Genomic DNA, 14,792 nt, shown 5'->3' on the forward strand with positions numbered 1-14,792 from the left:
TAACCCCCATTTGTCTTTCAAACCGATTATACCATAGCTTACTGATTAAAAACTGATTTATTATGGTTAAGGGCCTGTTATTTTATCGACTTGGAAGCGCTCACTATACAACGGTAATATTGCACGCGTTGACCACCCAAATAAGCAGGTAATTGTGTTTGGTAAGTTTTGGTAAACTGCGCTTTTAGTAAACTCGCTTGCGAAGCTTGATTGGTTAAAAAACAGGCCGCATTATAGGTTTTAACACCGGTTGTTTGTGCATAGGCTTGTAGTGTCGCTGGTAGAATTGCACTGATAATTCCTTGCCGTTGGTAAGCTGGTAAAATTGCAAAACTCAATTCATAAGCCACTAATGTTTGCCCATCATCACCCAAAGTCGGAGCCAACATTATCAAGCCTTTAACAGCCCGCGTTATACGATCAACAATCGCCCATGCGTCCTCATCAGCCATTAACATTCCTAAAAACGATTGTGTCTCTTGTTTTGATTGGAAAGCTGGCATGTTAAGTTGCGTCACAATTTCCTGATTACAGCCAATTTGATAAACGGTTGCTTCATCGGTTGCTTGAAAATGACGTAATTCATTTTTTTCAGTCTTAATCTGCATCCACAACAACTCCTTAGTATGATTATCACTTATAGTAACCTACTTATTAATTTACGCCAAGTGAGTTCTTACTTGACTTTTATTCCGGACTACCGTAGATTGAATAACAATCATAAGTCATCTTAATTCAAACTAAGTAGCACATTATCTGGGTGTCAGAAAGTCGGTGGTTGCTGCGAACCGATCAGGGTCAATGTCGCAAAATACTGAATTGATGATTCGGCTAACTAACAGGACCGTTATCACCTGTAAGAGTGGTGGGTTGCTTAAAAACAACCTACTAACTGGGTGGTACCGCGGTTTTCTGATCGTCCCTATTCGCATAAGCGAGTAGGGATTTTTTTGTATTATCATTTTCAATCCGAATTATGGTTAAGCGCCAGTACCAATTTAAGAAACATCTTTTAACTAGCATCATTTTATCTAAGGAGGGATTTTCATGTTCAAGCTATCATCATGCGGGGGAATCCTTCGTTATCAGCCTTTTGTCGTACCAATCTAATCATTAAATGCAAAAGGATGCGATTCAAATGACAAATCATAAAATTAGTTTATTAGAAGCAAGCACTGTCTTAATTATTCTGTTAGCTATCATGGGTAGCGGCGTGATTATTTTCCAACTTTCTCCTCAGACACCGGTCTTAACAGCCATCGCCTTGTTAATCCTATGGGCGCGGTGGCGTCACTTTAGTTGGCCCACCATTCATCATGGCATTGAAGAAGGTCTACAGAGTGGAATAATTCCGATTATTATTTTCATGCTTGTTGGGGCTTTAATCAGTATTTGGATTGCCGCCGGCGTGATTCCCAGCTTAATGGTTTGGGGCTTTAAAATGGTCAGCGTACACTGGTTCATTCCCTCAATTTTCGTCGTCTGTGCCCTTGTTGGTAGTGCGATAGGAAGTGCTTTTACCGTCATTTCAACGGTTGGAATTGCTTTTTTCGGGATTGGGGCCACACTTGGTCTTAATACAACAATTGTGGCGGCTGCCATTATTTCTGGAGCAATATTTGGTGATAAATCATCCCCACTTTCACAATCAACCAACCTAACTGCCGCCGTTACAGAAACCGACCTATTCGCTCACATTAAAAACTTGATGTGGACAACCATCCCCGCTTTTATCGGCTCATTAATTTTATATGCCATCATCGGACACACATCCAAAAATATTTCGCTGGATAAAATTGACACCACCATTGGGCTTTTAAAAGCTCATACTTCTGTCAGCTTATTGGCATTAATTCCAATTCTTTTGATTTTCGTTTGCGCCCGGTTAAAAATGCCCGCAATTCCCACTCTTTTTTTAAACATCGCCAGTTCAATCGGTCTCATCTACTGTCATCAACCACATACGGCGCTTGCTAAAATTGCCAGCTACATCGAACATGGCTTTGTGGCCCACACCGGCGATAAAAATATCGATACACTTCTTTCCCGTGGTGGTATTAGCAGTATGTTAAGTACCGTTGCACTGATTATCTTAACGTTAACGCTTGGCGGTCTTTTGATGAAATTGGGCCTTATCGAACGCGTAATGACGCCCCTTGCGACCCATCTGAAGACCCCTGGTCAACTGGTCAGTGCCGTGATTATCTCCGGGATTAGCGTCAATCTCTTTATTGGTGAAGAATTTCTCTCAGTGATTCTACCTGGCAAAGCGTTTAAACCAACTTTCGAAAAATCATCATTGAGCAACCTTGCCTTAGGCCGAGCCCTCGAAGATGGTGGTACCGTGATTAATTACCTTGTCCCTTGGGGTGTTGCCGGTGTTTTTGCCGCCAATACACTGGGCGTCCCCACATTAAGCTACCTCCCATTTTGCTTTTTCAGCCTCCTATCACCGATTTTTTCAATCCTCAGTGCCTTTACTGGGATTGGTTTAAAGAAGAAAACCCCATAACCATTAAAAAACCAGCAAAGATAAAATTCATCCTTGCTGGTTTTTTAGGGCCCAAATACGCCATAATTTATTCTTAAAATAACTGCGCTAAGAATTGTCCACCATAGACTAACGCGAAACTGTAAGCCAAAATTGAGGCTGGTTTACACAAAATAATGATCCAGGTAAATTGTTTCAATGACATTTCGGTTAAACCGGCCATTAAACATAAAACATCGTCTGGTGCAACTGGCAAGAAAATAGCAAGCGCGAAGAACCGTGTAAAGTTTTTCTTTTCCGTGATCGTACCGATATACTTGTCATACGTTTTTTCACTAATAACGTGCAAAATGAATGGCTTCCCAAATCGGCGGGCCAACAAAAAATTACAAATCGAGCCAATCCCGATACCAACATAATTATAAACAAAACCCCACAACGGGCCAAATACCAAGACACCAGCTGCCGTACTAATGCCACCTGGAATGACAGGAATCACGACCTGAATAACCTGAATTAAGATGAAAATCAGTGGTCCAATCAGCACTGAATGCCCCAAGTACGCTTGTAACGCAGTCGTATTATTAAAAAGGCCTAACCGCGACCAATAAACGGCCAATAAAATGCTCCCAATGAATGCCATCAGCGACGTTGCGTTAATTAAACGTCTTGAAGTTGTTCTACTCATCTGCTGAATTCCCTTCCAATTTGACTTTAATTATAAATTACCACATTCAGCATTATTTTATGTCAGTCAATGGTCTGATTTACAAAATCTTAATTTTCTAAGAATGCCCGAAATGGTTTCAAACCTTGTGCATGATACTTTTCAACGAAAGCAGCTACTTTTTCTGGATCTTGTGTTTGCTCATCAATCACAAGTTGTTCAACGGGTAGTGGCCGTTCATTAGCAATCTTAACATCAATCACGACCGGTTCTTTAGTCCCCATAGCTGCAGCAAAGGCGGTTTTTAATTCAGCCAATGTCCGAACAGTAAAGCCTCTAGCACCCATTGCAGTTGCGGCTGCCCCATAATCGGCACCTTGGATTGCAACTCCTGAACGTGGTTGGCCTTTATCATCTTGTTCTGCTTCAATAAACCCAAACGAATCGTTACTTAAAACGACATTGATGATTGGCATTTGATATTTAACTTGCGTAATAATGTCTTGCATCACCATTGAAAAACCACCATCGCCACTAATTGACCATACTTGACGATCAGGATATGTGGCTTGCGTCCCAATTGCTGCGGGCACAGCACATCCCATCGTTGCATACCAAGCAGATAATGTCATTTTTTGACCCGGCCGCATCTTCAAGAAACGGACACCATCAATCGACACATTACCAACATCAAGGTTAAAAATTGCATCAGCACTTGCCATATCATTAATTTGCTTAAAGACTGGTTCAACTCGTAACGGTGATTGATCATCTTCTTCAAAGCTAGCTGTCCATACATCCCAGTTAGCTTTATTTGCAATAGCTGCTTTATAAAAAGTGGATTGATTAGCCACTGGTTGACTCGCCGTTAATAATGTTTTAAGTGCTGTCTTTGCATCGGCTAAAATACCAACATCAACGTGATGACGATGCCCCAATTTAGTTGGATCAATATCAATTTGAATGAATTTAGCATCTGGGTTAAAGAAATATTGGCCAAATTCATAGTTACTACCAACAAACAGAATTAAATCAGCAGCTGTAGCTAAGTCAACCCCTGGTTTAGTTGCTACCCGTCCAGCCGAAAGCATATAGGCAGGATAGTCATCCGCCACAATTCCCTTTGCAAGAGCCGAAGACATCATTGGTATCTTTAGTTGTTCCGAAAGTGCCACTAGTTCTTCACCAGCTGCACTAGCACCTTGACCGAAGTAAATAATTGGCTGTTTAGCCTCTTTAATCAACTGCAGAGCACGTTCAATATCGGCATTTCTTGGTTCAGGATAATTACCAATTTGGAACAGATTAGCAGTCGCTTCAAAATTATCTTCGATTGGTTGCCAACCCAAATTAGTCGGAATTGTCACAACAGCAACGCCGTGATGTTTATACGCCTGCTGAATTGCTTGGTCAACCACTAGTGGCATCTGTTCAGCAGTCATAACGGTCCGATTATAAACCGCAACATCAGCAAACATTGGATTTTCATTCATTTCTTGGAAATAGTCAGTATTCATAACCCCTGTCGCCACTTGTCCAACCAATGCCAATACCGGGACGTGATCATATTTAGCATCATAAAGGCCATTTAGTAAGTGGACTGCCCCCGGGCCTGCCGATCCAAACGTCGCTGCAATCTTACCAGTTGCTTTAGCTTCCCCAGCAGCGGCCAATGCCCCAACTTCTTCATGTCGAACCTGAATGTAGCGCATAATTGCCTTTTGATTGTGTAAAGCATTCATTGTTGAGTCAAATGAACCACCAGGTAATCCGAATATATGATCAATTCCCCAATCTGCCATGACTTTTAACATTGCATCTGATGCATTTATTTTTTGTGCTACCATTTCGTAAGAACCTCCTGATTATTTTATTCCACCGAACCAATTATAACGCTCAAAATGTAAGCGTTACAAATAATAAGTCTTTTTAGCTATTTTGACTGGTAACCAACCGCTTTTTTTGTTATGCTTACATTGAGCTAGATAATAATGATTATTAATAACCAATCAATTACTTTGGATTCCTATGGAGGTTTTTAACATGGCAATTACACCGACAGATGCACAAGACGTTTTTAAAGATGCAGGCGAAAATATTATTTTTACGACACAAAAATTAAACCGACAAGATGCTGATTCTGACAAAGCCGCAGTGGCTGAATTGGCTGCACGGATTCCAGCCATTATTAATAGTATGAATATCCGTTACCCCGACGCCCACTTACGGGTGGCATTTGGGATTGGTTCCGATGCTTGGGACTACTTGTTCCCACATGCTCCAAAGCCCCAAGAACTCGAACCCTTCGAAACAATTCCTAGTCCTAAGCATGCCGCAATAGCAACTGGCGGCGATCTTTTCTTCCATATTCGGGCTAAAGAAATGTCCGTTTGTTACGAAGTGATGGACCAGATGATGCACTTTATTTCTGAAAATGCCACCACCATTGATGAAACACATGGTTTTCGTTACTTCGAAGGGCGTTCAATTATTGGCTTTATTGATGGTACGGAAAATCCAGCCATCGATGAGACAGCCGAATACGCGCTAGTTGGTGATGAAGATCCTGAATTTATCAACGGTTCATATGCTTTCGCTCAAAAATATATTCATGCGATGGATAGCTGGAACCACACACCAACCGAAGAACAAGAAAAAACAATTGGCCGCAAGAAGTTCTCTGATCTAGAACTCGATGATGACCAAAAACCAACCAACGCGCATAATGTTGTTTCTCAAGATAATGAAGGGGGCGTTGAGCACAAAATTGTCCGGATGAATGTTCCGTATGCCAACCCAGGTGAAAAGATGACTGGGACATATTTCATTGGTTACTCTAGAACCTGGTCGGTAACTAAACGCATGCTAACCAATATGTTCGTTGGTAAACCCGCTGGTAATTACGATCACTTATTAGACTTTAGTGAACCAACGACTGGCGCCCTATTCTTTATTCCCTCTAAAACAACTTTGGCCAAAATTGCCGAAGCCGAAATTTAGCAGCTGGTTTACCGGCGCAACGCCCCCATCGTAGTTGCGTATTCTAAAGTACGTAATCAAATTGATTACGTACTTTTTATTGTCCTTTAAGGACTTGATAATTGACTTAACGGCTATTTCCTTGTTACACTGCACTTACTAATAATAAGAAAAAGAGGTCCCTAATATGCCAGAAACTATGCAGGCGGTTGCTATCGAACAATATGGTGATGCCCACCAACTTAAAATGCTCACTTTACCAATTCCCACAATCAATGAACACCAAGTCCTCGTCCAAACAAAGGCCACAGCAATTAATCCGATCGATTGGAAGCTCCGTGAAGGCCACCTGACAAGTATGTTTCAATGGACATTTCCCATTGTACTTGGCTGGGATTTGGCGGGAGTGATTGTTGCCGTTGGATCTGCAGTAACACAATGGCATGTTGGCGATGAAGTTTTTGCGCGCCCTGCGACGACTAACCGTGGTACTTATGCCGAATATGCTGCCGTTGATGATACCTTACTGGCCCCCAAGCCAGCCAATCTGTCGTATGAAGCAGCCGCGGCTGTCCCATTAGCTGGTGAAACTGCTTGGCAAGCCCTATTTGACCACGGTCACCTACAACCAGGCGAAACTGTCCTTGTACAAGCCGGCTCTGGTGGCGTTGGGTCATACGCTATCCAACTCGCTAAATCAATTGGAGCACATGTGATCACCACCACAAGTGCCAAAAATTTTGACCTCGTGCGCGATCTTGGTGCCGATGAAATCATCGACTACCGCACTGAAAAAGTCACTGAAAAAGCTCGGAATGTTGATTTGGTCGTCGATACCATTGGTGGTCAAAGCCAAGTTGACGCTTGGTCTGTACTGAATCCAACAACCGGTCGGCAAGTATCAATCGTTGGCCAAGCTCCGGAAACAGCAGCTAGCATTCAGAATACAGAAATGACTTTCAAAGCGATTTGGTTGACCCCAAATGGCGAACAATTAAAGCGCATCGCACAATTAATGACGGATGGCAAAGTTAAATCAATTATTGATACTGTCTTCCCATTTTCAGCAGAAGGCTTGATTAAAGCCCATAAACTCAGTGCCACTAACCATTCAACTGGTAAAGTTGTCATTAAATTCTAAGAGCATTCATCATATAAAGCCACTGACCAAATAAAATTGGCCAGTGGCTTTTTTAGCCAATACCCTTACTTTAAATTTTGGTATCACTTAAAAATAAATTGATTTCACTTGTTAATTAATGGTATAATTTATCTGCTAACAAGGAGGACTATATTATTATGGACATTGAACATCAATCACGCGCTTCATTAAAAAGAACGGTCAAAAAGTTATTTTCCGGCCATTGGGGTAAAGCCGTTACGTTAAATCTTATCCCGACAATTTTATCAATCTTGAGTGTCATCGTTATTGGTGCGTTTGTGCTATTTCTAATTGTCCTTTTTGCAGATACCTCTACGATGACTTCAAATAGTGCTTTCTCAGATTCAAGTGTATCAAGCAATAACTTTACTAGTTACATACCTAGTTTTATCTTGGGACTGATTACCGTAGGCATTAATTTTACTTTTTTAGATTGGTTACGATCTAAAGACGCTAATTTCAAGACACTCCAGGGGGCCTTCAGCGTCTTCTCAAAGCGCTATTTCTTAGGCGTTTTCCTCACTCGTATTTTAGGTAGGCTATTTATATTTCTTTGGACGTTATTACTCATTATCCCAGGGATTATTAAAGCTTATGCTTACTCGCAAGCCCTTTATATCTTCAAAGATTTAACCGATAATCCCCAACAAGAAGAAGTTAACTATCTTGATTGTCTCACCAAAAGTCGGGCGTTAATGAAAGGCCATAAATTCCGATTATTCGTCTTAAAACTGAGTTTCTTAGGCTGGGATATCTTAGCTACTCTTTCACTTGGGATTGGCTATCTCTGGCTAACCCCATATAAGAATGCAACTTATATGGCTTTTTATAAAGATTTAGCCGGAAATCAATTCTTACAAACACCTTCAACAGATATACCCGTTGAAGTCGCTTAAAAAACATAAAGACGTCACCACATGGTGCGTCTTTTTTTGTATTCGCGGATAATGAACGTTAAACTTAGCTTAAACTTTTTATTAGAAAGGATTGATCTAAATGACTACTAATCAACAAATCAAACTTAACGCGGACCATCAATGGTCTGCTACTACCGGTAGTAAACCAACCCCCAAGGCAAATGAGCTATTGATTAAAGTTCAGGCTAGTAGCATCAACCCGGTCGATCTAAAGCGGCGTGCAATAACCACGACCATTTTAGGTTACGACGGTTATGGTACCGTTCAACAAGTCGGCGCTGCAGTTACCACTTTTCATCCCGGTGATGTTGTTTTCTACGCTGGTAGCACGCAAATTAATGGAAGTTTTCAACATTATCAATGTATCCCAGCTGCCATCTGTGCCATTGCGCCCAGTTCAATAAGTGCTACCGATAGCGCTGGCTTGCCGCTTGTTTCATTGACCGCTTACGAACTACTATTTGAAAAACTAGGCTTCACCGCCCAACCAAATGCTAATCAGGGCCAGCATTTATTAATTATCAATGGTGCTGGTGGCGTGGGTTCGATCTTAAGTCAACTTGCTAAGTGGGCCGGATTAACCGTTTCTGCAACAAGTAGTCCCTCTCATTTCGACTGGTTAACTGCAAATGGAGCTGACCACTGCCTTGATTATCATTCGCCAAGCAAACATGCTAACTTAGCGCACTTACCTAATAATCATTTTGATAGTATTGCTGTCCTTTATGATATTGAGCACTATTTACCAACAGTTACCCGGCTGATTAAACCATTCGGTCAAATCGGAACTATCGTTGGTAATTCACATCCACTTGATTTAGCGCCCTTGAAAGCTAAATCGGCTTCTTTTTCGTATGAATACATGTTTACCAAGACCGACTATCAGTTTCAAACTGCAAGCCAAGGCGCAATCTTACGGCAAATTGCGCAACTCATCGACACGCAAATTCTACATCCAATTACAACTGCTCACTACAACGGCTTAACAGTCACTAATCTACAAGCAATTACAGATACACTTTTATCTAGCCATACCGTGGGTAAACAAGTCCTGCTTTACTAAACCGCAAAAACTGTCACTATTTTAATATCTGCTTTTACAATTCGCCAGTTAGAAATTGCGCTTTTCCAGCAACAAAACTTAATAAGTACTATCGAGAACTTATTTAACTATGTTTCTTGCATAATTTATAATTGCTTGGTTTTATTTACTATGTAAAGCTTGTCACTGGAATTTTTTTAATAATTGTCATTTACTTGCCTTAGAGTAAGGTCTAAGGTATATACTTAATTTTTGAGAGTGGTCATTAAGGTGATCACTCTTAAGATTAATATTAATTTGAAAGGAATTGAACATCAAACAATTTAGGGTGTTCAAAAAAATACTTATGAAATCAACAATTTTTGAAAAATCTGGTTTAGTAACGGTCCAAGATGTTGAAAAACCCACTCTACAGGCTAGTGATGATGTGATTATCAAAGTGGTCCGTGCATCTGTGTGCGGTTCTGATTTATGGTCTTATGCTAATGGTGATAATAAAGAAGCCCATTCGATCAATGATGGTCATGAAGCGCTCGGCATTGTTGAAGAAATTGGTTCAGCGATTACCACAGTTAAACCGGGTGATTTCGTGATTGCCCCCTTCACTCACGGCTGTGGCGAATGTGCTGCCTGTCTTTCCGGTTTTGATGGTACTTGTGATCGGCATTTGGGTGGTACTAATTGGTCGAATGGTTTTCAATCAGAATATATTCGATTCAAATATGCCAATTGGGCATTAATCAAAGTTCCCGGCCAACCGACCAACTATACAGAAGGGATGCTCAAATCGCTGACAACTTTGGCTGATGTGATGCCAACTGGTTATCATGCTGCCCGTTGTGCTAATGTTCAAAAAGGCGATAAAGTAGTTGTTATCGGCGATGGTGCAGTTGGACAATGCGCCGTTATCGCTGCCAAACTACGCGGTGCTTCACAAATTGTACTGATGAGTCGCCATGCAGATCGGCAACAAATGGCACTTGAATCAGGCGCGACAGCGGTTGTTGCTGAACGCGGTGCGGAAGGGATTGCCAAAGTACGTGAACTTCTTGGTGGTGGCGCCGATGCAGCGCTGGAATGTGTCGGTACTGAAGCAGCCATTGAGCAAGCACTTGGTGTACTACACAATGGTGGACGCGTTGGTTACGTTGGTGTACCACATTATAATAACCATGCGCTAGGTTCAACATTTGCACAAAATATTTCAGTTGCTGGCGGTTCTGCATCTGTTACAACTTATGACAAAGAATTTTTACTTAAAGCAGTGCTTGACGGTAATATCAATCCGGGGCGCGTCTTTACACAAACTTATGCGTTAGCAGATATCAATCAAGCGTATCAAGATATGCAAGCCCGTAAAACAATTAAATCAATGGTCGTTGTATCTGATTAATCTTGTGCTAACTACCTATCGATTAAGTTCAAAAACAATTAATAAATTTAACAATCGGCAAAACAAAAAAACCTCACTAAAAATTTTAGTGAGGTTTTTTGTTTCATATTTACTCATCCTCTGCTAATAAACCGTACTTCACTTTGAAGCGACTAATAATTCGATACCACGATTGATAAAAGAAGAAAATGAAGAAGACATTTGATAAGGCATGAGCCAAGTCAAAATAAAAACTCGCGACATAGGCCGCAATAAAGGTCTTAATCGTCAATGGATTGACATATGCAACAAAATACCACAGATTCATAATCCACCCAAATATAAAGCCCCAGAAAAATCCAAAAATGCAAAGTAAGTATTTATTCTGTGCCCACTGATGGCGACTAATTAAGCCCGCCGTAACACCCATCATGCCCCAGCAAAACATTTGCCATGGGGTCCATGGCCCTTGTCCCAAAAACATATTAGAAACAATGGCCGCAGTCGATCCTACAATAAACCCGGATTCTGGACCAAGGACCAACGCCGACACGATAATCACAAAACTAGTTGGCTGAACACTGGGCAATGGTGCAAATGGTACCCGCGTGACTGCCGCAATTGCCGCTAAAACCGCGATGAAAATAATTTCACGGGCGCGAATATCCCGGGTTTCAAACCGCCAATAAAATGGCAACATACTGGTAATCAAACAGATAAAACTGAAGATTAGAAAATGCTGTCCTTTTAAAGTGACGATAAACAACATGAAAATCGCCATAATCAAAAAAGCCAAGCCAAACGTGGTCCAACTATTTTTCAAAGCCTTCATGCGTGCACCTCTTCCCAATTCAAGGCTTCGGGCAATTGACTGCGTAACATTCGGTTAATCGTTGTCGTATAGAAGAAGTTATGCGCGAAAAAGGCGTAGGGTTCTTCCTCTGATACAATCGTCCCATCGAATAATAAGGCACACTGACTAGCAAACCGGGCACTAAAGGCCATATCGTGACTTGCCATAATCAACGTTAAGCCTTCTGCTTGCAGACGTGTTAATAATTCACCCAACGACCGTTTGCGAATCGGATCCAGGCCCTTTGTCGGCTCATCCAATAAGAGTAATCGCGGCTGCGCTAGCAATACAATCCCGAGTGCAATCAATTGCTGCTCGCCGCCACTGGCATCTTGCGGGTTACGTTCGGCAAGGGTTTGAAGGCCTAGCTTTATTAACATCTCTTCTGCCACTTGTTCTGGTGTTGCCCGTTTTAACTGCCGCGCCCGTTCGATAAATTCTTGACGGACACTGTCATAGCTGAAATGATCGCTCGGTGTTTGTGAGAGATAGCCCACTGTTTTGAAAAGTTCAGCTTGCACCCACTTACCGATCTTCTTCCCCTGTAACTTGATTTCACCGTGGCGCGGTTGTAATAAACCAATCAAAAGCTTCAACAACGTTGATTTACCAGTCCCATTTTTACCAACAATTGCTAACCAATCGCCGATGTGAACCTCTAGATTGAGCTGATCTAAAACATAAGGGTCATTTTTTTCATACTGAAAACTAACATGTTTGGCCTTCAGAATTGTTACTTGGTCGTTCACGGCTATTTCACGTTTAACATGCGTTAACTGCCAATGTTGCCGCTCAATCAATTGCTTCCCGCTGACAACGGTTAATGGTAATGCCGCGATATCAGCCGGCGCAATTAATTCATTTTGTAAAAAAACGTGTGGGACATCTGGCACGAATTCGCGTAATGTCGGTTGCGCCCAAATCGCTGCTAAGCCGCCGGAAACTGGTCCTTGATATGTTATCTCACCATCATCCATCAACCAGAGCTGATTAGAGAGCGGTAAAATATCATCCAACTGATGCTCACTGATAATGACTGTCATTCCTAGTTCATCGTGTACCCGCTGTAATAGACTAATAAATTCTTTGGTCGCAATTGGGTCGAGTTGCGCCGTCGGTTCGTCTAATAGTAGGAGATCTGGTTGTAAAATCAAAACCGATGCTAAATTGACAAGTTGTTTTTGACCACCCGATAAATCATGAACGGAAGCATACAGCAAATCTTGGAAACCTAAAAAACTAACTAATTCGGCAATTCGTTTTTGAATATTCGCACTCTTTTCACCAATATTTTCGAGTGAAAAAGCGAGTTCCTGAATGACCGTATCCATCACTAATTGGTTATCCGGATTTTGAAAGACCATCCCAATTTTCTGCGCACTTACTCCTTGCGATAAATCAGCTAACGGTTGGCCCTCGAAAATAATCTCACCCGACCGTTTACCAACGGGCCAGAGTTCTTTTTTGAGTTGGCGCAATAAGGTGGTCTTCCCGCTACCCGAGTTTCCTGCTAACGTAATGAAGTCGCCCGTCTGAACGGTCAAATTAATCTCTTTCAGATTCTGCTGAGTTGCTAGTGCATACTGAAAATTAAATTGTTTTATTTGCGCAATGTCCACCATAAATACTCCCATCCTTCTAGTAATAGTGGCAAACTATCAATTAATAAGACTAACACTAAACATAGCCAGCCAATTTGATCTAAATGAATCGATCCAAGCATTGGGTAAATTGCTAAACGGCCGATCCCCTGTTTAGCAAAATAAAAGCAAAGCCCACTGCCTGCTATTAAGAGTGTCAATAACCAACCATCTCGTTGGGTAAAACGATAACGTTGATAACTGGTTCGCTTTTGTGATCCATAACCGCGCGCCGTCATAGAATCAGCCGTTTGTAGTGCATCGACCAACGAATTTATCAATAACACTTCCATCAAGCGCATCCCCGCGTGTGACCGGGCTCTCACACTCCCTATTTCCATCTGCACACCACGCGTTCTTTGGACATTCTTGATATTGGTAAACCGCCGAATAAACAAGGGCACAAACCGCATCGTAATCATCGTCAGTAGCGTTAATTGCGGCGAAATGCGTACAAATAAATATAAGAACTTATGATTCGTCATACTCTGATTGTAAGAAACAAAAATCAACATCAAAATAGCTAATGAAAGTGCCATTAAGAAACCATACGTTACAGCTTCTGCTGTAATCACCGTCCCACCAAATGTCACAATGACGTGCGCACCATGATTATTCATGATGGGATTCATCACGACAATAAAGAGCATCATGAACAACGCACCTTGTAATGTGCCCAATGTTTTCTTTTGGTTCTTAGCAAGTAAATTCACCGCAATGATCATCAATAATTCACTTACTAAGTAAGTCGGATGAATAAAAACCATTGAAAATGCAATTGCAATCACGTAATACGCAAAGATGACGATTGGATTTAATTGATCAAAAACCAGTTGCGACTTTAGCCCTGAGGCGCGTTGCGATCGTGCCCGAGATCTTCCGTATACATCCAATCGATAACATCTCCACTCTTAACAGGATAATTACCACAAGAATGATCTGGAAATACGCCGTTGACACGATACAACCAGCCACTTTGTCCCCCACGATCAAATTCAAATAAGCCTTTAATCCCTCTAACATAAACTGTAGCACCCGTTCCTTTATAAGAAAGTGCTATTCCCTTACTTTGTAAATCACGTTTCAAAACATCAATTACCATATCGCCATCTTTGATTTCAACATCATCCCCATTAAGCCATTTCTGGTCTCCTTCACTGATGGGCCCATAAATACTCAGTTTAACAGATTTAGTGACAGCTGGTTGCGGTGCAGGTGTTGATTCAACAGGCTTGTTGGTATTGGCCGTCTGATTATTTTGAGCTGGTTGGTCACCTTGTGCTTGCTCTGCTACAGGTGCTGCGACTACGTCGGATTGCCCATCAGCCTGGGTCTTCTTTTCTTCCGCTTTTTTAGCTTCACTTTTTTTAAGCTTATCTTTTTTGGCTGCTACTTCTTTAGCACTAGCTTTGTGACTAGCAGACATACTTTGAGCTGATTCTTTTTTCTGTTTTGCCTTCGTTAAGTTTGCTTTTTTCTTTGTCTTACCCTCTAAAGTAACAGTCGTTGGTTTTGCGTCCCCTTTAGATGAGTGACTTGAATTTGCTTTTGCAACTTGATTTGTTTCTGAGCCTTGACTGACACTCGCGTACGCACCATAACCAATACCACAAATAATTAATAAACTGGTTACAATCGTGATTATTCGTTTCTTAGACATTTCAAAGCC

The 14,792-nt window shown here is 41.5% G+C and carries 13 protein-coding genes; 6 read left to right on the forward strand and 7 right to left on the reverse strand.

All coding sequences use genetic code 11. The features are described from left to right. Positions 1-77: 77 nt before the first annotated feature. Positions 78-608, reverse strand: coding sequence for a GNAT family N-acetyltransferase (locus FC90_RS01440; protein ID WP_057907535.1), 531 nt, complete (start codon positions 606-608; stop codon positions 78-80). A 530-nt stretch (positions 609-1,138) separates the two neighbouring features. Here FC90_RS01440 and nhaC point away from each other — a divergent pair. Further along, positions 1,139-2,512 carry a Na+/H+ antiporter NhaC gene (gene nhaC / locus FC90_RS01445; protein ID WP_057907536.1) on the forward strand — a complete coding sequence of 458 codons (1,374 nt, stop codon included), beginning with the start codon at positions 1,139-1,141 and terminating at the stop codon, positions 2,510-2,512. A 73-nt stretch (positions 2,513-2,585) separates the two neighbouring features. Here nhaC and FC90_RS01450 read toward each other — a convergent pair whose 3' ends face one another. Then, positions 2,586-3,179 carry a TVP38/TMEM64 family protein gene (locus tag FC90_RS01450; protein WP_057907537.1) on the reverse strand — a complete coding sequence of 198 codons (594 nt, stop codon included), beginning with the start codon at positions 3,177-3,179 and terminating at the stop codon, positions 2,586-2,588. 89 nt (positions 3,180-3,268) lie between these two features. Beyond that, on the reverse strand, positions 3,269-5,005 hold the full coding sequence (gene spxB / locus FC90_RS01455) for a pyruvate oxidase (protein ID WP_057907538.1): 1,737 nt from the start codon (positions 5,003-5,005) through the stop codon (positions 3,269-3,271). Between the two features lie 196 nt (positions 5,006-5,201). On the opposite strand from spxB, the gene FC90_RS01460 reads away from it, so the two are divergent. The 5 genes from FC90_RS01460 to FC90_RS01480 all read left to right on the forward strand — a co-directional run bounded on the left by FC90_RS01460 (position 5,202) and on the right by FC90_RS01480 (position 10,651). Further along, positions 5,202-6,158, forward strand: coding sequence for a Dyp-type peroxidase (locus FC90_RS01460; RefSeq protein ID WP_057907539.1), 957 nt, complete (start codon positions 5,202-5,204; stop codon positions 6,156-6,158). Positions 6,159-6,336: 178 nt separating this feature from the next. After that, on the forward strand, positions 6,337-7,278 hold the full coding sequence (locus tag FC90_RS01465; RefSeq protein WP_057907687.1) for an NADP-dependent oxidoreductase: 942 nt from the start codon (positions 6,337-6,339) through the stop codon (positions 7,276-7,278). A 158-nt stretch (positions 7,279-7,436) separates the two neighbouring features. Continuing rightward, on the forward strand, positions 7,437-8,195 hold the full coding sequence (locus tag FC90_RS01470) for a DUF975 family protein (RefSeq protein ID WP_057907540.1): 759 nt from the start codon (positions 7,437-7,439) through the stop codon (positions 8,193-8,195). Between the two features lie 100 nt (positions 8,196-8,295). Further along, on the forward strand, positions 8,296-9,279 hold the full coding sequence (locus FC90_RS01475) for an alcohol dehydrogenase catalytic domain-containing protein (protein ID WP_057907541.1): 984 nt from the start codon (positions 8,296-8,298) through the stop codon (positions 9,277-9,279). 325 nt (positions 9,280-9,604) lie between these two features. Further along, positions 9,605-10,651 carry a zinc-binding dehydrogenase gene (locus FC90_RS01480; RefSeq protein WP_057907542.1) on the forward strand — a complete coding sequence of 349 codons (1,047 nt, stop codon included), beginning with the start codon at positions 9,605-9,607 and terminating at the stop codon, positions 10,649-10,651. 109 nt (positions 10,652-10,760) lie between these two features. Here FC90_RS01480 and FC90_RS01485 read toward each other — a convergent pair whose 3' ends face one another. From FC90_RS01485 to FC90_RS01500, 4 genes are read right to left on the reverse strand one after another with little or no spacing between them, the layout of a single operon-like run. After that, entirely contained in the window at positions 10,761-11,462 is a 702-nt protein-coding gene (locus FC90_RS01485) for an ECF transporter S component (protein WP_057907543.1), read from the reverse strand. Beyond that, positions 11,459-13,105, reverse strand: coding sequence for an ABC transporter ATP-binding protein (locus tag FC90_RS01490; protein WP_057907544.1), 1,647 nt, complete (start codon positions 13,103-13,105; stop codon positions 11,459-11,461). The genes FC90_RS01485 and FC90_RS01490 overlap by 4 nt, the downstream gene beginning before the upstream one ends. Beyond that, the gene (locus tag FC90_RS01495; RefSeq protein ID WP_057907545.1) at positions 13,084-14,016 is read right to left on the reverse strand and encodes an energy-coupling factor transporter transmembrane component T; all 933 of its coding nucleotides are present in this window, start codon (positions 14,014-14,016) and stop codon (positions 13,084-13,086) included. The genes FC90_RS01490 and FC90_RS01495 overlap by 22 nt, the downstream gene beginning before the upstream one ends. After that, positions 13,965-14,783, reverse strand: coding sequence for a DUF4430 domain-containing protein (locus tag FC90_RS01500; protein ID WP_057907546.1), 819 nt, complete (start codon positions 14,781-14,783; stop codon positions 13,965-13,967). Before FC90_RS01500 ends, FC90_RS01495 begins: the two co-directional genes overlap by 52 nt. Positions 14,784-14,792: the final 9 nt, after the last annotated feature.

Source organism: Latilactobacillus graminis DSM 20719, assembly GCF_001436415.1.
Lineage (GTDB): Bacteria > Bacillota > Bacilli > Lactobacillales > Lactobacillaceae > Latilactobacillus > Latilactobacillus graminis.

Excerpts from the sequence above, each read along its gene's own strand:
- FC90_RS01440 (WP_057907535.1), bottom strand. The coding sequence starts at position 608 with ATGCAGATTAAGACTGAAAAAAATGAATTACGTCATTTTCAAGCAACC.
- nhaC (WP_057907536.1), top strand. The coding sequence starts at position 1,139 with ATGACAAATCATAAAATTAGTTTATTAGAAGCAAGCACTGTCTTAATT.
- FC90_RS01450 (WP_057907537.1), bottom strand. The coding sequence starts at position 3,179 with ATGAGTAGAACAACTTCAAGACGTTTAATTAACGCAACGTCGCTGATG.
- spxB (WP_057907538.1), bottom strand. The coding sequence starts at position 5,005 with ATGGTAGCACAAAAAATAAATGCATCAGATGCAATGTTAAAAGTCATG.
- FC90_RS01460 (WP_057907539.1), top strand. The coding sequence starts at position 5,202 with ATGGCAATTACACCGACAGATGCACAAGACGTTTTTAAAGATGCAGGC.
- FC90_RS01465 (WP_057907687.1), top strand. The coding sequence starts at position 6,337 with ATGCAGGCGGTTGCTATCGAACAATATGGTGATGCCCACCAACTTAAA.
- FC90_RS01470 (WP_057907540.1), top strand. The coding sequence starts at position 7,437 with ATGGACATTGAACATCAATCACGCGCTTCATTAAAAAGAACGGTCAAA.
- FC90_RS01475 (WP_057907541.1), top strand. The coding sequence starts at position 8,296 with ATGACTACTAATCAACAAATCAAACTTAACGCGGACCATCAATGGTCT.
- FC90_RS01480 (WP_057907542.1), top strand. The coding sequence starts at position 9,605 with ATGAAATCAACAATTTTTGAAAAATCTGGTTTAGTAACGGTCCAAGAT.
- FC90_RS01485 (WP_057907543.1), bottom strand. The coding sequence starts at position 11,462 with ATGAAGGCTTTGAAAAATAGTTGGACCACGTTTGGCTTGGCTTTTTTG.
- FC90_RS01490 (WP_057907544.1), bottom strand. The coding sequence starts at position 13,105 with ATGGTGGACATTGCGCAAATAAAACAATTTAATTTTCAGTATGCACTA.
- FC90_RS01500 (WP_057907546.1), bottom strand. The coding sequence starts at position 14,783 with ATGTCTAAGAAACGAATAATCACGATTGTAACCAGTTTATTAATTATT.